Raw genomic sequence first — 19013 nt, forward strand, 5'->3', positions numbered from 1 at the left:
ACCAGAGATGCGTTCTAGTTTTCCCCCTTTTGCTAGCTATACGGTTTTAGAGGGACTTCTTTTAGTAGCGAACTTCCTTCAGGAAAGCGACCCCCATTTTTACGTTGGCGGAGTAGTTCATGAAATTCTGCTCGGTATTGTGGTCGAAATAGCGGTAAACTTCCTGCTTGTGTTTCTTGGTCGTGTCGCTCGGATCGACATCAATGATCAACTCATCCAAGTGGAGAATGTTGTTTTTCGAAACAGCAATGCATGCATCCAGGCTGCCGCGGTATCCATCGTAGCCATGCACGACATAAATCGGACTCAAATGGTAACGGCGTGTCCAAGCAGATGCGTTAAAGCCTTGTGGCTCCAGAAGAAGACCCGTGTCCCCGAGCTTGCTATCGGAATATGCCTTGCCAGGCTGTGGAGCTTGGGTAATGAAGGCAGGGTAGTGTTTTTGGAAGCGAATGCCCGATTTTGTCGCCAGCATTTGCAAGGTGTTGTTGCCAAAAGAGGTGTATTGACCATAATCGTGTGGGGCGATTGGCGTAGCAGGCTCAGCAGCGACAGCACCAGCCGTCAGCATGATGTTTCCAACCACATCATCCATGTTGTACTTGAATGGTTTCAGTGCGCCCACATACAGGAAGCTCTTGCGATAATCTTCAAAGTGAACAGCCGGATCGCCAACGGCAACTAGAGAAAGGCGATTATTCATCACGTTCATGTACAGGTAGACAGGTTTGTCTATCGTACGATCTGTCGGTCGTTTGTCACTCGTGACGAATTTCTCGTCAGCCCATTCGAAATTGACTGGATGTCCTTCTGTTGCGAAGGTTTTGGCTGTCGCGTTGTATCCTTCCAATACTTGAACCGTCAAGGAACTATGCTCCTTCGGGTTGGTGAAGCCTGGATTGACGAATTTGACATAAAACTCTTTGGTCACGTTGTTAATGCTGGAGATGCCTTTCAGGACAAGCTCGGAGGTTTTGCCAGAAGCGGTATCTTTTTTAATCAGATCGGTCATGACCGTCCAGGTTGATTTTTCTTGTGTCTCTCCGGCGGCTGGGTTAAAGGTATAGTTGGTAAGTTGTTCAATTTCGGATTTAATCGTATCCAGGAGCTCTTTAGAAGTGGTGATTTTTTCAATGTATTTAAAATTGGCCATGTGAAATTCCTCCTTTAATATACTTCTTTTAAGATAGCGATGGTGCAATCAGTAGGGTTGGGGGAGTACTTGAAGAAGTTGACAGGGGTATTGATTCGAAAGAACTTGTAAACCTCTGTCCAGGTTCCGGCAGCGGGGTCCTTCGGATCTTTTGGTTCCTCTGTATCTACGACAAGCTCGTCCTTGTTGATCAGATTATGGTCCTCGATTGCTACGACACTGTCGAGGTAGCCCCGATAGCCTTCGAACTGGTGTACCAGATAGATTGGCGAAGCGTGATATTTCTTCGTCCATTTCGAGCTTTGGAAGCCGTTTGCTTCGAGTACCATCTTGGACAGCTCAGGGGGGATTGTGCCCACTCCATCGTATTTAGGGAGCTGGGTAATGAAGGCAGGGTAGTACGCTTGGAAGTAGACGGAGCTTCGGGTTTGCAGCATGGAGAAGGAGTACATGCCGTTGGAGGTATAGCGTCCCCAGCCTGAATAGTTAGGATTGGAGTCCTGTTTGATGTCGGCTGGAAGGAAGCCTGTCTTCTCTTTTACAAGATCCCCCATCCCTACCGTAATACCGAAGTTTCCTTTATGGTCGTAGTCGGCAAACGGGATAGATTTTCCGATATAAGCGAAGTTGGTATAGTAGGCATCCATATCAGGGGAAGGATCGCCTTCAATCACGATTGCTACTCGATCATTGCTGATAGAGAGGTTGTATTCGACCCAATAATCTGGGCGACGCTTCTTGTTCGGTACCCAAGAGACGACAGAGTCGGCGCCGTAGAAAAAGTGGGAGGAAGGACTTTTGATTTCGACCTTGTCATCGTAATCGAGAGCCCAAGCTTCGTGAGGTGGAGTATATTTGTCCGTTTCGTCAGGATTATTCCATTTCTTGTATTGGAGCTCGGCCTGTTTTTGGTCGAGGATGACTGGGACCTTACCAGGAATAATCGTGGTTTTATCGCAGGCCAGGAGGTAGGTATCAGCAGATTTTCCAACGGGATTTTTACCAGTGAAGCCTTTGCCGTAGGACACATCGAAGTAGTTGTATTGATTGTTAGGATGTTTTAACATGACGAAATATTCGTTAGATGTTTGGCCTGAAGGTACGTCAGGAACGGTTTTTAGGACGACAGTGCGATCGTAGTGGTGGACGGGATTGGCAATGTATTTGACCATTCCGAATTTGTAGGGAGTAGGGCGTACATAGGTCCATTCCCCTGATGCGTAATATGCTGACCATTGTCCTTTTGCCAGAAGATCATTCCAATCAGAAGGCATTTGTGTAATGGGTTTATACTCGTCCCACTCAGCTCCGGGAGTAAAAGTAACTCCATCTAACTCATACTTGCCTTGTTGTAATACATAGCATTTCTTTCCTACCGTATTAGTTGGATCTGGATCATTCACATTAACGACAAGAAGTCCGGGTACCGAGAGAATCATGTCGCTTCCATCCGAATCTTTGTAGGTAAACTCATTTACTTGGATTTTTCTACCTGTTTTTGAGTTGTTACGGTCACTTGTTTCGTGAATGTAACCATCAGTATCAACGAGAGGAACTCCTGCATATACAGCCCTCAACTCCCTCAAATCCGGCAAAACATAAACCGGATAACTCTTCCCATCCGTATGCTTGTACGTCCCTTGCGTATTCGCAACAGTCGTCTTTGTATACGTAACCCACTTATCTTCATTAACCTCAAACACCTTTTCCCAGCGGTTCTTCGTATCCGGGATTTTGGCATTGACGATTTCATCAGCCAGCTTGTTGATGAGCAAATCGGCTGTGACCTCGCCCTCGATCCAAGCTACTTGTTTACTAGGCATCCATACGCCTCCTTTACAGTTTCTTGCGTAAAAATTTCACATTGTACCAAACTTTCTTTTCCGTACCTGAAATGTTGTGGAAGTCAAAGCGGACCTGCGCATTTGGCTTCAACGGATAGACGATCCCAAAGCTGTTTCCCATCGAGACGGACTCCGGGAGCTCTTTGGTATAAATCGTTTCACAGACCTTCACGCCGTCCAGACTCAGCTCCCAGTAATCGCCGACGCAGTAATTATTGGTAGCAAAAGCTACGGATAAAAATTCTGTCGGATAGGGAAGGGCATAGGTATCGGAAAAGACTTGCTTGGACGCGGTCACATCAAGCATGCGTCCGCGAATGAAGGGCTCGGTAAATTTGGAAAAGTGCGGATAGGGGAGCTCTCGTACCTTGTCGATCACGCCCCCGCCCGAATAAACAACGGAGAAGCCCACTTGTACTCACCTCTCTTTCTCTATACGAAGGACATCGGTGCCAGTTAAGAGGCCCCTCGTATCATAGAGTAGACGGATCAGGTAAGATCCTACCGTTTTTCCGTCAGGTGCGTATCCCGCAGCGGTAACCGAGGTCAAGCGCCAAAGAGAATAGTACTCCCAGTCTGGATGGAGCTGATCGACTTCAAGCGGGAAGGTGGTAGTGTCTGTAGAGCCAAACGTGAGGGAAATATCCAGCATGTAGCCAGACTCGTAAAACAGCTTGGCACCCGTGACCTTTTCCGGGTCGAGGGGATGCTCCCGGATCAGACTTACAGAGGGTTCTTCTGAGAACGGGTCTGCTGTGACGGTCGTGGTACGGTGCACTTCATCACGGATCAGATCGAGGATGGGGTAAATCAAATAATCATTGGCAATCCCGGCCATTACACAATCGCCCCCTCGTTGTTGCTCCAAAATAAATCAAGGATTTGCATATAGCCGTTCTCTGCATCAAACATCGTGCGGATTCCTTTGATGGTATACGCTTCGCGGGTGGTTGTATTGGAGTCGATAATGTAAATGCGATCGAGGACATCCAAGGTAGGGTTGCCGGGGATGGAGATTTGCAGCGTACGGCACAAGCGTTTTATATCAAAAAACGATCGTCGCGCGGCCAGTCGCTTCAACTCATCTGTCTTCGCAAAAGGAACGTGCCTCACGCCTGTACGGACCTCGCCTTTCAGCTCCATCAAAATCTCCGTGTCTACGAAATGACCAGCCTTATTTTCTTCGTCCAAAATGACAAGATGGCTTCTGCCACGGGAAAAATCGATCGTCTTATGAATCGTGATCAAATTGTCGTGCTCCGTATACGTAGCCACAATCGGCCGATTCATATCAATCTCTTCCAAGCGATACGTACCATAACGGTCACAATAGGAACGGAAATCTGTATCCTTCATGATTTCCGCGATGGCTTCTCCCACTTTGTATTGATACGATTCGAATTTGCGGCCGGGCGGTTCGATAAAAGGATTTTTCCAACCTTTTGGGGTCAAAATGGATTCGGCATCGACTTCCACGAATTCGCCCTCTTTATCAGGCACAGCCTTGAAAACCTTGCCTGTTGCCTGCGTCACGTGGGTATAGCTAGTCTCTTGTACAATGGCATAGGGGTAGTAAATGTCTTGCGGATTGCTGCGCCAGCCATACATTCCTGCATGGGCGATCAAGTCTTGTACGATGGCCGATTTGAGATAGGCCGCTTTCGCAGCAGGCTCTGTCGGAACAGGTGCGGTACCCTCCCACTCTGGAATCGTATCAAACTCCGTGCTTGAACGGAACTTTTGATAGATTTGCCACACGCTGTTAGGCCAATTCGTATCGCCAGCCCATTGATAGGCTCCCTTGTCTCCTCCTTGCCAAAAAAATTTGACATCGTCGACAGATTGGAAACGCCACCCTTTGCTCGCCATGGCTTCCCGATAGCGAACGGCTCCGCGATAGAGCTGACGCTCGATCCCTTGGTATTGCGGGTCGCATTTTTCACCGGTAAAGCATCCATACCCGAGAATGAAGTCCCCTGGGGGCAGACCTTTCCCCAGCGTCCCCATTTTTGTCTCATGCTCGGCAATGGCAAGCAAAAATTTATAATCGAGCTCGGGACCCTGCTGCTTGGCCTGCTTTTTGGCCATTGAGATGATTTTGTCCCGACGAGACATCGAGGAAAAAACGTTGGTATCATGTGCAGCAGAATGTCCGACATCTGGGGGATATTGCTTGTCCTCGGTAATGACCTTGTTCAAAATCTTCTTATACATATCGCGGCAGTAAATGGTCATGGTCGATTCCTCGCCATTTAAATCGAGCTTGTCGATCAGGCCTGTAAAGACTCGCATCAAATTCAGACCATAGCCCATGTAGATCCGAACGGGAGTATTTTCAGAGAGGACACCGACATGGAATCCATTCACAAAATAAGACCAAGGGGTTTCCTTGTAGGTTTCGGGAAAGTAAAACGGATTATAGTCCGGGCTGTAGTAGCCGCCCGGGTTTGAAATTGTGATCCGTGCCTCACATGAATCCATTTCAAACTGGTCGTCCATTTCGATGTGGTTAATATTGTCCAGAGTAAGGGTGTCCATATAGACGAACTTTCCGACCTGGAGCGATACTTTTCGGGGCTGACCAGGCATGAAGGTGCTCGTAATTTCCCGTTCCTCAAAAAACTCCTGCTGGACAGTCGGGTCGACTTTGTCTTTGTTCCCGTACAGGTCAGGTCGCCCCTGCAATTCCTTGATCTGAATGTATTGGAGGGAAAAACGATTGACTTGTTTTCCATTCCAAAACAGCTCGATACGGATTTCCATTTCGCCATTGGGAAAGGGGATATCACGAATCTCTACGTTTTCTGTCCCGGAGAATTTGTTGACCTTGATTTGCATTTTTCCATTGAAAAAAACGCGCAGCTCGCCGGCACCTTCACCGAAGTTGGTGGAGAACCCCATGCTAAAAATGCCGGGGTGAACGGAGGTTAACTTGAGATTCATGCCTGTTGTAACGGTAGGGGATGGGAAGACGGTCTTGTACCCTTTGGGATCAAAGGTAAAGGTGAGGTTGCTATGCTCCGTCGAGCTTCTGGCGATCATGGATAGCTTTTTGGTCAGCTCGTCTACTTTATAGACAGATTTTGTGTGCCACGTATTATTGGTAAAGCGTTCGTCAAAAAGAGTTGCTCCTGGCGTTCCAACATAGGTGGCATCGGTTGTGACTCCTGCGCCGCTATTGGAAGAGGCAGCGAACAGATGCTTCGAGCCATTCATATAAGGAAACGGATCGATGACGGCTTGTCCGTTCCAGACCTCAAAGTGCAGATGAGCACCTCTTCCTTTGGAGCGGGGGGAATTGGGATCATCATAGGTGCCCATGTTCGTAACGCCGGCAGAGCGGACATCGCCTGTATTGCCACTTTTTCCGATTATGGTGCCCTGCGTGACATAATCCCCTGTTTTAACGTGGATTTCGCTCATATGGGCGTAGCGGGTCCATATGCCATCCGCATGCTGAATTTCTACGCGAAAGCCAAAGCTCGTATATTTTTCAGACACGGTCACTTTTTTTACTTTGCCAGCCCAGGCAGCTTTGATAGGCGTGCCGACTGGACAAGCGATATCGATCCCTTTGTGGTTGCGATTGTCGCCCATATAGGCTGTAATATCACGGATGCTTTTGCCCTCTACGGGAAAGACAAAAGGAATCTTGGATAGAGCAGTTCCGCCCTCTCCTGTACCATTTTGAATGATGGTGCGGGTCAGCGTCTTCTCTTCCCGCGGATCACTCATAATGAAATCGAGTTCTTCGGTACGGCCCGGCACGAAGACCAGTCGATCTACCTCGACGCGGCAAGCGGGCCTCGATAATTCTCCGAGTTTGAGTCTTTCGGAGAGAATTCTGCGCAACTCATTAGACATCGTTTGCATGAAAACACCTCCTATTTAAACCGTTCCAGGGACCATTTTCGAAAGCGATTCAAAAAAGAGACGGCCTGTGCCCGGGTGAGTAGCGAGTAAGGCATGAACCATTTTTCTTTCTCTTCCGCATTGGATGACGATACCTCGTACATATGGTTGACGACAGCCGCTCCATCGACGAAATTGTTGATCGCAATTCCTTCGATCAAGTAATCTCCGTTGCCAAACCGCTCGTCTTCCATAGAGAGGACGGATGGTGCCCACCAAGAAGGCTTGCTGCCTGCCATCCCACCGTTTAGCGCAATTTTTTCCCCGGTATTGCTGTTGTACATATATTTTTCACGCCCGACATCTTCAAAGCGGGTGCTCATCTCTTTGACATAGAAGAAATGAACGTTTTTACCTGCCGTAAGCGGCATGTTGAACAGTACCGTATGATCATCAAATTCCTGATAGTCGGAACTGCTCACCACTTTTCCATCCACTTTGACGGCAAGCAGCCCCTTACCCAAAGGGTAGGTACCGTTTAGGCGAAAAACACGTTGCCCCTCGTATGCCGTGTGGGATTCATCCAGCCGCTGTGTGGGAGGTTGTGAATCCGTAAAGCGTTGGTAAAAAGAGCGCCGAAGCCGGTCAATGAGCAGAAAAGCCTCTGCCCGATTGATGTAGGCGTTGGGAAAGAAGCGGTCGTTTCGCCATACACCAGGGCTTTTCACCGAAAAATAACCGCCTCGCATAAACAGAGCGCCGTTTTCGTAGCTGTTGTAGATGAAGCGCAACTGTACGCCGTTTAGATTGTAAGGAAGATAAATCGTGGCTCCGGGAGCAGGACTAACCATGTAGACGTCTTGCTTGAGTCCGATATATTTTTTGGCGAGATCTTGGGCAGGTGTCGATTTCCATTCCTCTTCTGGCACATCAATCCGCTTGAAGGAGCGTCCATATGCGTACAAATACTCGTTGAATTGGCGGCTGAACGGATTGTAGAAATACGTGTCTCCGTTATCGAGGCGTTTGTTCGGGTAAGCAAAGGAAGAGGAGTTGGGGGGGATCGGTTTTCCAAAACGGTCCAAGGCAGGCTTACCGAAGCTGGAAAAAGCGACAACTGAGTTGGCAGATGGTGCGTAATACAGCTCGACGTCCGTTTTGTTCGGGTCTGTTTGATTCGGCCGAATTTCTTTGAAAAGGGTTTGCGTGCCGTCAATATAGACAAAGAGGGGGTTATCTGCACTCGGTGTCAATTTGGCTGCGAGGGTAAATACTTTTTGTCCGGTGGAGCCCTTCTGCTCCTCATACAAGTAAGGAGCATTACTCTCAAAGGAGCCATAAGCAATTCCTTGAATGAACGGTTCTCCGTCAGCCATCAAATAATTGCTGGCCTCCATTACTTCATTAAAAAACCAGTCTTTTTCATTCACATCAGCCCAGCTGATCATTTTCATCACCTCCTATATAGAGTAGACAGAAACGCGGGACAGCTTCAGTTATTCCCGAATCATCCGCTCTACCAGCCGCCTTGTCCGATTCAAAAAAGCAATAAATTCGGCGCGCGTCACAAAATCATTGGGGCGGAAGTAAATGACGGGCTTCCCATCTCTGGTAATGACCGTGATTAGCCCAAGATCGGCCATTTCCTCGATGTTTTTCTGCGCCCAATGCCCTTCAATATCTTGAAACTGGAAGCGAGATTCGCGTTCGATCGAGTCTTTTTTGATAAGGATCAGGTCGACGGTTACGCTGTAGCGCCGTCCTGCCTCAAGCACATGGGGGGTGATGGATTCTGCACTTCCAAGGAAAATGCTTCCCTTTTCATCGTAAAACTTGTGGGTCCAGCCTGCGTAGCTCAAGTACTGGTTATACGATTCTTTGTCTGGAAAAAGCAAGGTCAATGAACATTGGTAGCTGCTAAAGCCGGCGTGGTGGATGTGCGAGGGAGCGTTGATGATTTTGATTTCACGCAAGGAAGGCTGGGGACTCGGCGGAGAATAGGGCTCGATGAGGCGGGCGTTTACTTCCATGAACTCGAAGCCTGTATCGACGAACAGCTTTTTTTTGTAGCGCTGATTGGCAGTGCCAAAGGCATATTGTTGGGTCATCGTTGTACCTCCTTACAATCTCGTGTAGCTCGTGGCGATGCCGGAGCGTACTTGTTGGCTCAATTCGGTGGAAAGGCTTGCTTGTGTACTGCGAATGGCTTCGCTGACGGTCGAGCCGATGCGCTGTAGGTCAGCCTCGGTTCCGCTCATGTTGGCGATGGTAATGTTCACATTGCTGTTGCCACCATAGGTAAGGTCGTAGGTGCTATGTGTTGCATTTGCGGTTTGCATGCCCCAATAGGTAAGAGGCTGCAAGCCGTCGGGCATGTTGAAGGTTCCTTTGGTGGGCCGCTTGGACATATTCAGGGATACGAGATTGTCGTATTTGGCTTTTTCGAGGCCTTTTTTAAAGTCCTCGATGCTTTTCTTGAATGTCTCGTTGTTTTGGTACTCGGACAAAAGACGATCCATGTCAGAATTCCCTGCATCTAACGACTCAATCGTACTGCGTAAATATTCTTCCTCGAGTTTCTTAATGACTTCAGAATTGGCACTGTGACCAGCTAAGAGTGCTTTGCTTCGGTCAATGTAATACTGATGCTCTTTATTTGCCAGGTCAGAGCTCACTTTGCTCATCGCAGATTCAATTTTGGTGCCGGCTGTATGGTTGGTTTTATCGAGGTTAATTTGTTCATAAGAAGCGTCTAAGCCCGCAAGTGTATATTGTCCTACTAGTTTGGCGTCGCTATTGTCAGGAATATTCTTGATGAGGCTTTCCAGTAAAAAACGAATTGTTCTGTTATTTGCTCTTCTACCATCTTGGTACTTTGCAAATAGGTCTAGAATTTCCTGGGAATCTTCTGTTTTGCCCTCGGACAAAAGTTTGCTCTTTTCTGTTTCGTATTTGGCTTTGAGATTTTTGTCATTATAGTCGAGTTTTTCCAGATGATAACCAACTACTTCCTTGCCAAGGTCGAGTGTTTTAACCTCTTTCCATGAAGTAATGGGGGAATTGTCCAACTTGGAGCCGTCGCCATCGATATCGATAAGCTTAGAGTTCTTATCTTTCTCCTCCAGTTTTTTCTTATCGGATTTCGTTTTTTCGAATTCAAGGTCAGCTTCCTTCTCGTCTAGCTGAAGCGTTTTATTTAACTCTTCTTTGAGCCTAGCACCGTCGTATTTATCACCGGCTTGCAAGGCTTTCGAGTAATCGCTCCATGAAGGAGCAGTGCCACCCATGAGGTTGATCGCACTATCTGTAACAGCATTAAAAGCTGTTGATATATAACCCATAGCCTTTAAAACAGGAGGCATTTTGTCAATATTCATGATGTCAGCCGCGAGGTTTTTTTGATTATCCAAGACCCTGCTTTGTCGCTGGGTGTCGGACATAAACAAAGGCTGTAACCAGTCTTTGTTAAAAGTATCCAAGAACGTGAGCGCCGTTAAACCAGCACCTAAGACACCTGCGCCTTTTAAAAATTTCCCAGCATTTTTTAATCCTTTTCGCCATGCTGGTACACTCTTGGTTGCATCATCAACAGACGTTGAAGCAGCTTTGCCTGCTTTGGATGGGCCTTTTGGAGTGGAGTCTGTCTCATCCGTATCGCTCGTTTTTTCGGCAGATTTAGGTTTAGGTTTAGATTCGGATTTAGGTTTAGATTCAGAATCGGTTTCAGAGTCAGAGTCAGAGTCAGAGTCAGAGTCGGAGTCAGAGTCAGAGTCGGAGTCAGAGTCAGCATCTTTCTTATCCTCCTTCTTTTTGCCTTTAAACATCTTGTCCCGTATCTTCGTCTTGAAATCACCAGATAATTCGTCAAAAAGGAGAGCAGCAACAGGAGCGAGTCTGCTAGCGGTAGAGGATGAACTGCTTGCGGCTGTAGCTGAGGGAGCGGCCTGAGAACCCGCTGCGGCAGTCGGAGGTTTGGGTACAGCCGTGGACAGTGCTTCTGTCAATTCGTTCAAGGCTTCCCGTGTTTTCTGGAGTTGTTCCTCCTGCTGCTTCAAATCGCTTGTCATGTCCGTGATCTGCTGGTCGGTTATGATAGACGTATCAGCAAGGGCACGCAGCTTCTCATCCAGCGAAGAGACAGAAGGAATCAAGGTGGTAATCGTGCTCTGCAATCCCCCAAATGCGCGCTGGACCAAAAGGATTCGGCTGGTGAGCAAATGTGCCTGACGCTCTACGTCGCGCATCTTCCGTCTGAGCAAATGCAACTGTTCAAGAAGCTTTTTCTCTTCCGCAATCAATGCCTTTAACAATCGATCATTGTACGGATACAGCTCTTGTACCCTTTTCTGTTCTAGCCTGTTGCGAATTATTCGAGTGCGGGCAGCCTGATAGGAAGACAGATTTTGCAATTGCCAGGACTGGATTTCCAGCGCCTCTTGTGTAAAGGGAGAAGAGGATTGACCAAGCAGTGCGGTAACACGCTCGTGTCTTCGCTGCTCACTTCCTTCATAAAGATTGCGCTGAGCTTTGACGTAGGAGGCTTTTCCTCCGTATTGATCCGCAGCATTTTTCAACAGACGCACAGCGAGCGATAATTGGTTCTGGCTTTCTCGCATGCGCTGAAGCAGGTGGATCAAAAGCGTAGGAAAGCTGCCGGGCTGATTTTTAAAAAGATCGAATGCTTCTACGGATGCTGCCTGCCAGATGGTTTGCTTCCGGTTTTGGGGAGCGAGAGGGTTATCTGGTAACAGAGCTGCTTTCTCCCGAATATCGGCTACAGTTACATACGGGTCATTGGATTGGCGGGAAGATGTATAGTAGGCTCTGGTTACTGCTTCAAGGCTGACGGCATGCGTTAGCGCGATATCCCGCAGGTCTTGTTTGACTCCCGATCGCAAGTATTCGCGCAAACCATGGGCTTCTTCTTCCACTTGTTTTTGATCCGTCGTTCGTCCAGAAACGCGTGCCTGCGCCAAATCCATCATGTTCGTATCTTTGAACAAAAAATTACGCTCTGCCTTCTTTAACAGACGGTTCAAAGATTTCGCTGACTCCCAATTTTCGATATCCATCGAGGTGATCAGCGTGTGAAGGCCGCTGCTCATCATGTTTCGCAACACATCTACGGCAGCCTCTTCCCAAGCTTGTGGATGGAGGGTGCTTCTCGTGCCATAGGACTTTTCCGTTCTTTTAACGGGAGCATCAGGAAAAGTCACAAAGCGGAACGGGGAAATGACTTCTCCTGTACTTACAGACAGTCGGGAAGCAGGAGCAGCATGGGAAACGGGCTGAGACTCGTACTTACGGGAAATGCTGAGCGGCTTCGATTCAATGTCCCGTATCATTTGGCGTAGTTCGTACAGTTGCTGATGCAGTGCTTGAAAAAATGGTGCAGCTTGTTGGGGACGAAATGGGGATGCCGACTGTTCTACTGAATTTCGTACAGTACTCGTTATAGAGCGGAGGGCATCGGTCAAACGTTGAGTTTCCATGAATATCACCTTCCTCAAAAGAAAAATCCCGTTCTGGTCTTAGAATAGACAGAAACGGGTTATAGACCACCTAACACTTTGCCAAGTACGGCAATATCGTCTTCGGAAATTTCCTGATAGTCTTGTGAGCTAGGTGCAAGGGGAGAGCTGTCGACAGAATTCGTTCCCTTTCTTCTCAAGAAAGGAAAACCCATGCGCGTCTCTACCTCAAATTGAATGTATTTGTTCACTCTCTTCATTAATTCTGCTACTTGGGGAAGGGTGTACTCCCAAATATCCCATTTCTTCAAACCACAGTCCTTATGGAGATGAAAAAATAGATCGCCCCAATCAAGTGGCTCACCAGATTCCATATCGCGAATGGTGGAACTGTCACCCTCGCCACTCTCTACTTTTTTAAGCCGTTTAGACCAATGAGGAGGTTAATAAGCTTTTTGGCCGTCTCCAAATCACAATGTTCATCCAAGTACTCACGAGTAACCGCAGGGTAGTTGCGAAAGCCTAGAAGCAGGATATCGAATAAATCTTCTTCCTTGTTTTCGTAGGGGAGGAAATTAAGGATAATCGCGTCGATATGGACGGTTCCTAGCTTTTTCATCAGGATGCGGGCGTCTTTTAAGGTCACAGGCGGAATCCGGTAGGTTTTGCCATCACGCAGCATGATTTCACTATCATCTTCAAAGAAGATAGCTTCGACCAGATCAGCCTCCTGCTGTTTTTTGATGCGCTCTACAGCTTCCTGGTTCATCATCTCTGCATGTTTTTTTTCCAGATCTTCTTGTTGGTTTAGCACGAAAGATCCCTCCTTGAAACATATATTTACTTGCTAAAATGAGTTGTCGTTCGCTATGATTCGTTGTAAGTTACTCCCTTTGAGAAAAGCAAGGCAAGAGCGAAGAGCACGGAGCTCTCCACTCAGCCTGATTAGCCTTGAAAGGTTTACACTTTTTTGGTCGATACGAAACGTTTCACACTGCCTAGCTTGCCATCTGCTCGCTCTGGATCAATAACGGACAAGGAAATAGCGGAAGTGCTGGCTGTGGAGCGGGCCGCATCGATCGAGAAGCTGCCTTTTGCCATGCAGGAGAACAGCTCAGTTTCAATGCCTGCATAGGTTCCGTCTTTTTGCAGGAAGGAGCCGTGATGGACGACATGAACCGGGAATGGCACTTCATCCATCAAAATGTCGACCACGTCTACGGTTTCGGTTCGCTGATAGTTGAAGACCACATCTTCATTGATCAGGGCAGGCGAGAAGATGAGACGCGTTTTATCTTCGCCGCCATCTTTGAAAGTATCCACCATGAATTCGTCAGCTTTTGGAGCAGCAGACGTACTCAAGCTAACTTGCTTCAACAGGCGATTGCTATTTTTCAGACGAACAGCAAATCCGCCGCCGTTGAAGAGGGTACCGCCAAAGTCGACTTCACACACACCAGCGTCGCCAGTGGATGCAGAACGATCAAGGCTGCCAGCAGTAATTACTTTCTGCTCACCCAGCACATAGACATAGTCGCTCTTTTGCTCTTGCAGCTTGGAGCCCATCATGAGCTCAAGTGCGGCCAGATCAAATTTGGCATCCGTTGCGGTAATCTCAATGCTTTTCGATTTGACGAGAGTGTCAATGGCGAAGAGTCCATCGCCGCCAAAGATATCCTCCATTTCAACATTCATGTCAATTTTCAGGTCCTGCATATTACCAAGCGTAATGACTTCGACGCCATTTCCATCTTTGGAAGCGCGTTTGGCAAGAAATTGACCGACACCTTTGATAATCATTTTTTTAGACAATGAAAGTCACTCCTTCTAGATAGGGGATTTGGATGCTGTTGCTGAATCGTGTGGAAAGGGAACCGCGATCAGCTTGTCATAGGATAGACGGGGTTTTGAAATGTCTAACAAACTTGCAAAGTAAACTTCGTGATCAGTGTGAAGCAGTACGCAGAGGAATGGCCCGTATCGGATTCCTGCTGCGAGACAACATACGTGTCCAATCCTTCTATTCCATTCAGCGATAAGCTTTTGCCGTCTAAGAGATGGAAAAGATGGTTCGTGATTTGATGCGCCAGCTCGACATCACCAGGCGTGATCACATCCAATCGGAAAAAGCTGGTGAGAAGGAGGGGATTATCGGTGTCGCGCTTTCCGGAAGTTGCGTAGAAGGAAAGGAGAGGCTTCGTAACATCAGATAGCTCGGTGAGCTTTCTTCGTTTGATAATCTGCTTGGACAGGGAGTCCTTGTCTTCTGGAGCAATTCCGAGTAATGCGAGCAACTGGCTATCTGTAGACAGTAATTCATAGAGATGATGATAGAGGTCGACAACCACGAATGATTCACCCCCTTTTGCTGAGAATTTTGGGAACAAAATGTGCTCCTTCTACGTTCATAGGTTAGACAGATGAGGAAGATGTCTCCCTTGGAATACATATTCGGTCGTCAATAAGCCAGGAGGTCATAACATTGCGAAGTGATAGGATACAAATCATCATTCAACAAACGAAGGAAAAAGTTTCTGCGAAGGCGCTCAAGGATCATGAAGCTGTTGTTGGGATTATAGCGATGGCCAAGAACTTCATGCTGAATGAAGAAAGTGTGCGTCACATTATCCACGAGGTTTTTGATGGAGATAAGGAGCGAATGGCAAAGGCATTGACAGTAGCCAGCCATTTGCTTGATGAAAGTTTGATTCAAAAAATCATCGCAGATGTAAAGTAGGCCCGTTTACAGCGGGCTTTTTCTTTTTAAAGGGAGAAAACTCATTCGAAACTGTCTATTCTATCTCAAACGAATAAGAATTGAGGGGGATAAGAATGAGAGATTCCAAAAAAGCCGTATTGTATGTCGTAGTTATTGCTGCATTAGCTGAATTTCTACTGGGAGAGGATATCGATCGCGAAGGCTGGGAGGAGCTCAGTGACGCGCTTGGCATGGTGGGAATGGACCTGAACGAGGTTTTCACAGAAAATGACTCCCTGCTGTTTGGATTTCAAAAAGTTTGCCAGGAATTTGGGAAGATGAAGATAACAGACGAAATGATAGAGGAATTATACGTAGAGGACCAGCTGGAATAAACGGCTGGTTTTTTTATTTTTCAAAATCTGCTTAATGCATCGCAAATCGCTTCGTATAGATTCGACAAGAAGCAAAAGGAGGGGAGAAACCATGTACTATCAGATTAGTTTTTCGGCAGATGGAGAGCAGGTGCAGGTCATGAAATATACGTCGACCCAAGACACCCCCATAGCTGTTTTGGAAGAGTTTTTTCGCGAGCATGTTCAAGTGAATCCTGAGTCCCTAAAAGGAATCGGGATCGTCAGGATCGGTGGGTAGCATGGCCTGTCAGGGATGTGATTATGAAAATGCCTGCCAAAAGAAAATCACAGTCAACGACAGCGTGATGTCAGCAAAGGAACAGGATGTCGTACCCATGACTTGTCGGTGTGTGGTTCATGACATTTGTCGCGATTGCCAGTGGTACCTCAAGCGTCAGTGTGCTTCCTGGAAGATTTTGAATGGAAAAGTATTCACGGCTGGTACCTTGCAAACTTGTCCGAAAAAAATTTTGAAAGCTGGTTGCTAAATCCCTCCTCCCATTACCTAGTGTGATAGAGCCACTGTGAATAGGAGCATGAGGAGGGGATGAAGTACATGACAGATCAACTTCACCAAATGGACGAGTTATTTTTTGCAGGGAAAGTCGATGATTTTTTGCAGAAGGCAAAAGAAAACTGTGAAGCCAAGCTGACCGGAATGACGTTTGCTGGAATGACCCATGATGATGTCGTTCAGGAGGTTCTCTTAAAGGTGTATCGCACGATGAAGGATTACGACCAGGAAAAAGCCAGAGTGACTACCTTTGTCGATCATGTGATTACGAATAAAATTCGCGACTGCTTGCGGAAAGCAGGCACGCAAAAAAACCTGACAAACAGTAATGCAGTTCTTGTCTCTGGTGGAGATGAGAATGAAGAGGAAACGATGATCAGTCGTATTGCTTCTCCGAGCGAGGAGTTTCGCTATGAGGAAGTAGAGATGATGATCGACATCATGGAGTATATGAAGCTGTCCACGCGAGACAAGCTGATTCTCCAGATGAGAAGTGAAGGCTATTACCATGAGGAAATTGGCCAAAGATTCAATATCAGCAAGGAAAGAGTGTGTCAAATCATCAAGGCGATTTTGAAGCAGTACGGTGAGCTGTAGACATACACAAATAATCAATGAAAAGGAATGATCCAGCATGGCAGTTTTGTTGAAAAAGTTGAATGAGGAATTGACCGAGGAGCTCTCCCATCAGGTCATTGGAAAATATGTACACGTTCCGACCAATATGCATACAACACCTACAGCCGAGGGTGGAGAAGAAGAGGTAAATATCTGGTTCGGCGGTTGCGTAGCGGGCATTGAAAAAGCAGTCATTGCTTTCGATTACGAAAAGCAGGAGTTTCGTGAGGAGCCGTTGACCTACACAAACTTTTTACTGACCGACGGTATGGGATACACGGTGAACCGACTCCATTCCGAGATTTATGAGATTACAAAGGAAGAATTCGAACAAATGCTAGCAGATCATCTGGCTACTCAGGCTGCTGAGCTGGAAGCAGAGAAAAAGCTTCGTGAAGCAGCAGAGGAAATCTCGACAAATAAGGAGACGATGTAGTGCCATGAGACAGCCCACGATTGTTGCTTTCGAAGGAATTGACGCCAATGCGAAGGAAGCCCAAGCGGCGTTACTAGAAGAAAATTTGAGATGCCTCGGATATAAAGTGAAAAGAGTATCGTTTCCGCGTTTAGATACCCCAATTGGAGCGGTCATTGGCATGTGGCTTCGCTGCGAAATTGAGCTGGATGAGAAAGCGGTAGGGAAGCTTTTTGAAGCCGATTTTCTGGACTATCAGCGAGAAATGGCGAGGCTTTCGAAGGAGAACGTTGATTTTATCATCATTGATCATTACGAACTGTCCAATTATTACTACTTCTATATAAAGGATACTCCTCTTTCCTGGTATTCCACGATGAGTGATTTGACGAAGCGACCCGACGCAACCTTTTTTCTGCGAACCGAAGTAGATGCGAATAATGCCATGCTGCTCAAGGTGCAGGAAGCCTATCTGTCCCTTGCCCAAGCTTCGCGACGATCGGTCCTTACATTGGATACGGCAATCGGGGTGGAGAGAATGCAGAAAAACATTCTGCAAGCAGTCCATCAGCTACATCTGAAAAGGCGAGTTACGTGCTAACAAAACTAATCGGCATTGTTGCCGCAGTGTTCATTCCCGCTAATGCTGTACTGCCAGCCGTAGAAAAGGGGCTGTCGGAAATTCATCCTGTGCTGAAACTGGCCAGGGACACAGATAGGCAGGTGCATAGAAAAAAGGAGCTTGCAAACGTAATCACACAGGTTGCGCCGAGACTGGATAAAGCCACAGTCGAGCTTTATACAGAAACGATTTTTGGATTATCCAAGCAATACGAAATAGATCCGGTTTTGATCATGGCGATGATCTGGCAGGAAAGCCGTTTTCAGCATGACGCGATCTCTGGCAAGGGCGCAAGAGGATTATTACAAATCATGCCACGCACAGGAAGCTGGCTGGGAGTTCATCCTGATGACCTGTTTGATCCAGTGATCAACCTGCAAGCGGGTATCAAGTATTTGGATCTCTTGCAAAAGAAATATGGAGACCTTCGTTTAAGTATCATCGCCTATAACCAGGGCGAGGGAAATGTCGACCGAAATCGTTATCACGATGGCTACTATACAAAAGTCATGACCCATTACAAAAAAATGAACGGCTTATTAAGCAAATCATAAAGATAGGCTGGGAGGAGGTATTATGAGTGAGCATGCGCTGTTCGTAAAACAGAGAGTGGGCAAGAATCAAGCACAATATTCCTTGTATAACATGGAGAATATTCGCCGCTGCAAGGAAGACAGTGAGTATCTTGGTGAAGTGATACTCGCAAATGAAGATCTCATTTGGCATTCTGTGCACAAATATATTGGAAAGCCAGAGACATTAGTGAGGCAATATTGCTTGGAAAAAGCGGATATCTTGCAATTGGGGAGAATGGGAATCATCAAGGCTATCAAAGCTTTTGATATAACAAGAGGCGTGAAGTTTTCGTCCTTTGCAGTCATAACGATTGTGAGGGAGATCAACTGCTTTTTGCGAGATAGCGGAAATATTGTACGGCCGACTAGAACGGCAACAACGATTCTCCAACACATCAGTAAAATAGAGGCAGACCTGGGCTATCTCCCTACCATAGAAGAATTGTCTGCACTGTTGGGTGAAAATGAGGAACAGATCAAAAAAGCGCTGGATGTCGGGAGACCTGTGAAGTATTTACAGGAGCCATACTTGAAGGCATCTGCTTCGAGCCATGAAGCTGCCACCGCTATGGACGTCTTGAAGGACGAAGGACGAGACGTGGAAGAGTACGTGCTGGACAAACTGTATGTTACTGCTTTGCTTGCGCAACTGCAAAATCAAATCTCATCAAAAGAGTGGCAAGTCCTGCAACTAAGGATGGCAGGATACAATCAGACGCAAACAGCAGATTTTTTAAATGTATCCCAAATGTGTGTATCAAGAACTATGAAAAAAATACAGAATATTTCGAAAAATAAACTTTCCTAATCTTATTTTTCAATCCCTCCCAAATAG

20 protein-coding genes are annotated in these 19013 nt (G+C 46.9%); 8 read left to right on the forward strand and 12 right to left on the reverse strand.

Translation table 11 applies throughout. The features are described from left to right. Positions 1-61: 61 nt before the first annotated feature. From AB432_RS03770 to AB432_RS03825, 12 genes are all read right to left on the reverse strand, one after another. Entirely contained in the window at positions 62-1153 is a 1092-nt protein-coding gene (locus AB432_RS03770) for a hypothetical protein (protein WP_048031097.1), read from the reverse strand. A 14-nt stretch (positions 1154-1167) separates the two neighbouring features. Then, positions 1168-2976, reverse strand: coding sequence for a hypothetical protein (locus AB432_RS03775; RefSeq protein ID WP_048031098.1), 1809 nt, complete (start codon positions 2974-2976; stop codon positions 1168-1170). A gap of 13 nt (positions 2977-2989) precedes the next feature. Continuing rightward, positions 2990-3409 (reverse strand): hypothetical protein, encoded by a 420-nt coding sequence (locus AB432_RS03780; RefSeq protein WP_007717420.1) that lies wholly within the window; start codon positions 3407-3409, stop codon positions 2990-2992. A gap of 6 nt (positions 3410-3415) precedes the next feature. Then, the gene (locus AB432_RS03785) at positions 3416-3835 is read right to left on the reverse strand and encodes a hypothetical protein (RefSeq protein ID WP_048031099.1); all 420 of its coding nucleotides are present in this window, start codon (positions 3833-3835) and stop codon (positions 3416-3418) included. Next, positions 3835-6870 (reverse strand): M23 family metallopeptidase, encoded by a 3036-nt coding sequence (locus AB432_RS03790; protein ID WP_048031100.1) that lies wholly within the window; start codon positions 6868-6870, stop codon positions 3835-3837. Before AB432_RS03790 ends, AB432_RS03785 begins: the two co-directional genes overlap by 1 nt. A gap of 11 nt (positions 6871-6881) precedes the next feature. Beyond that, positions 6882-8297, reverse strand: a complete 1416-nt coding sequence (locus AB432_RS03795; RefSeq protein WP_048031101.1) for a hypothetical protein — start codon at positions 8295-8297, stop codon at positions 6882-6884. 48 nt (positions 8298-8345) lie between these two features. Next, entirely contained in the window at positions 8346-8957 is a 612-nt protein-coding gene (locus AB432_RS03800; protein ID WP_048031102.1) for an S-layer homology domain-containing protein, read from the reverse strand. Positions 8958-8969: 12 nt separating this feature from the next. Continuing rightward, positions 8970-12341 (reverse strand): hypothetical protein, encoded by a 3372-nt coding sequence (locus tag AB432_RS03805; RefSeq protein WP_048031103.1) that lies wholly within the window; start codon positions 12339-12341, stop codon positions 8970-8972. A 59-nt stretch (positions 12342-12400) separates the two neighbouring features. Next, positions 12401-12631 carry a hypothetical protein gene (locus tag AB432_RS03810; RefSeq protein ID WP_235617605.1) on the reverse strand — a complete coding sequence of 77 codons (231 nt, stop codon included), beginning with the start codon at positions 12629-12631 and terminating at the stop codon, positions 12401-12403. A 98-nt stretch (positions 12632-12729) separates the two neighbouring features. Next, a complete protein-coding gene (locus AB432_RS03815) occupies positions 12730-13134 on the reverse strand; it encodes a hypothetical protein (RefSeq protein ID WP_048031105.1) in 405 nt (134 codons plus the stop codon). Positions 13135-13280: 146 nt separating this feature from the next. Beyond that, the gene (locus AB432_RS03820; protein ID WP_048031106.1) at positions 13281-14132 is read right to left on the reverse strand and encodes a hypothetical protein; all 852 of its coding nucleotides are present in this window, start codon (positions 14130-14132) and stop codon (positions 13281-13283) included. A 104-nt stretch (positions 14133-14236) separates the two neighbouring features. After that, positions 14237-14668, reverse strand: a complete 432-nt coding sequence (locus tag AB432_RS03825; RefSeq protein WP_048031107.1) for a hypothetical protein — start codon at positions 14666-14668, stop codon at positions 14237-14239. Between the two features lie 134 nt (positions 14669-14802). Between AB432_RS03825 and AB432_RS03830 the strand changes: the two genes are divergently transcribed. The 8 genes from AB432_RS03830 (at position 14803) to AB432_RS03865 (ending at position 18986) form a co-directional block, all read left to right on the forward strand. Next, complete coding sequence (locus AB432_RS03830; RefSeq protein ID WP_048031108.1) at positions 14803-15057, forward strand: hypothetical protein; 255 nt, start codon at positions 14803-14805, stop codon at positions 15055-15057. Positions 15058-15152: 95 nt separating this feature from the next. Beyond that, positions 15153-15413, forward strand: a complete 261-nt coding sequence (locus AB432_RS03835; RefSeq protein ID WP_048031109.1) for a hypothetical protein — start codon at positions 15153-15155, stop codon at positions 15411-15413. A gap of 91 nt (positions 15414-15504) precedes the next feature. Continuing rightward, positions 15505-15672: a hypothetical protein gene (locus tag AB432_RS30635; RefSeq protein WP_164724532.1), complete on the forward strand. Its 168-nt coding sequence runs from the start codon at positions 15505-15507 to the stop codon at positions 15670-15672. A 318-nt stretch (positions 15673-15990) separates the two neighbouring features. Next, positions 15991-16545 (forward strand): sigma-70 family RNA polymerase sigma factor, encoded by a 555-nt coding sequence (locus tag AB432_RS03845; protein WP_048031111.1) that lies wholly within the window; start codon positions 15991-15993, stop codon positions 16543-16545. 37 nt (positions 16546-16582) lie between these two features. Beyond that, entirely contained in the window at positions 16583-17002 is a 420-nt protein-coding gene (locus AB432_RS03850) for a hypothetical protein (RefSeq protein WP_048031112.1), read from the forward strand. A gap of 4 nt (positions 17003-17006) precedes the next feature. Beyond that, positions 17007-17582, forward strand: a complete 576-nt coding sequence (locus tag AB432_RS03855; protein ID WP_048031113.1) for a dTMP kinase — start codon at positions 17007-17009, stop codon at positions 17580-17582. Further along, positions 17576-18157: a lytic transglycosylase domain-containing protein gene (locus tag AB432_RS03860; protein ID WP_048031114.1), complete on the forward strand. Its 582-nt coding sequence runs from the start codon at positions 17576-17578 to the stop codon at positions 18155-18157. Before AB432_RS03855 ends, AB432_RS03860 begins: the two co-directional genes overlap by 7 nt. 22 nt (positions 18158-18179) lie before the next feature. Then, the gene (locus tag AB432_RS03865) at positions 18180-18986 is read left to right on the forward strand and encodes a sigma-70 family RNA polymerase sigma factor (protein WP_048031115.1); all 807 of its coding nucleotides are present in this window, start codon (positions 18180-18182) and stop codon (positions 18984-18986) included. Positions 18987-19013 lie beyond the last annotated feature (27 nt).

The sequence above is a fragment of the Brevibacillus brevis genome (genome assembly GCF_001039275.2).
Lineage (GTDB): Bacteria > Bacillota > Bacilli > Brevibacillales > Brevibacillaceae > Brevibacillus > Brevibacillus brevis_C.

Excerpts from the sequence above, each read along its gene's own strand:
- AB432_RS03770 (WP_048031097.1), bottom strand. The coding sequence starts at position 1,153 with ATGGCCAATTTTAAATACATTGAAAAAATCACCACTTCTAAAGAGCTC.
- AB432_RS03775 (WP_048031098.1), bottom strand. The coding sequence starts at position 2,976 with ATGCCTAGTAAACAAGTAGCTTGGATCGAGGGCGAGGTCACAGCCGAT.
- AB432_RS03785 (WP_048031099.1), bottom strand. The coding sequence starts at position 3,835 with ATGGCCGGGATTGCCAATGATTATTTGATTTACCCCATCCTCGATCTG.
- AB432_RS03790 (WP_048031100.1), bottom strand. The coding sequence starts at position 6,870 with ATGCAAACGATGTCTAATGAGTTGCGCAGAATTCTCTCCGAAAGACTC.
- AB432_RS03795 (WP_048031101.1), bottom strand. The coding sequence starts at position 8,297 with ATGATCAGCTGGGCTGATGTGAATGAAAAAGACTGGTTTTTTAATGAA.
- AB432_RS03800 (WP_048031102.1), bottom strand. The coding sequence starts at position 8,957 with ATGACCCAACAATATGCCTTTGGCACTGCCAATCAGCGCTACAAAAAA.
- AB432_RS03805 (WP_048031103.1), bottom strand. The coding sequence starts at position 12,341 with ATGGAAACTCAACGTTTGACCGATGCCCTCCGCTCTATAACGAGTACT.
- AB432_RS03835 (WP_048031109.1), top strand. The coding sequence starts at position 15,153 with ATGAGAGATTCCAAAAAAGCCGTATTGTATGTCGTAGTTATTGCTGCA.
- AB432_RS30635 (WP_164724532.1), top strand. The coding sequence starts at position 15,505 with ATGTACTATCAGATTAGTTTTTCGGCAGATGGAGAGCAGGTGCAGGTC.
- AB432_RS03845 (WP_048031111.1), top strand. The coding sequence starts at position 15,991 with ATGACAGATCAACTTCACCAAATGGACGAGTTATTTTTTGCAGGGAAA.
- AB432_RS03850 (WP_048031112.1), top strand. The coding sequence starts at position 16,583 with ATGGCAGTTTTGTTGAAAAAGTTGAATGAGGAATTGACCGAGGAGCTC.
- AB432_RS03855 (WP_048031113.1), top strand. The coding sequence starts at position 17,007 with ATGAGACAGCCCACGATTGTTGCTTTCGAAGGAATTGACGCCAATGCG.
- AB432_RS03865 (WP_048031115.1), top strand. The coding sequence starts at position 18,180 with ATGAGTGAGCATGCGCTGTTCGTAAAACAGAGAGTGGGCAAGAATCAA.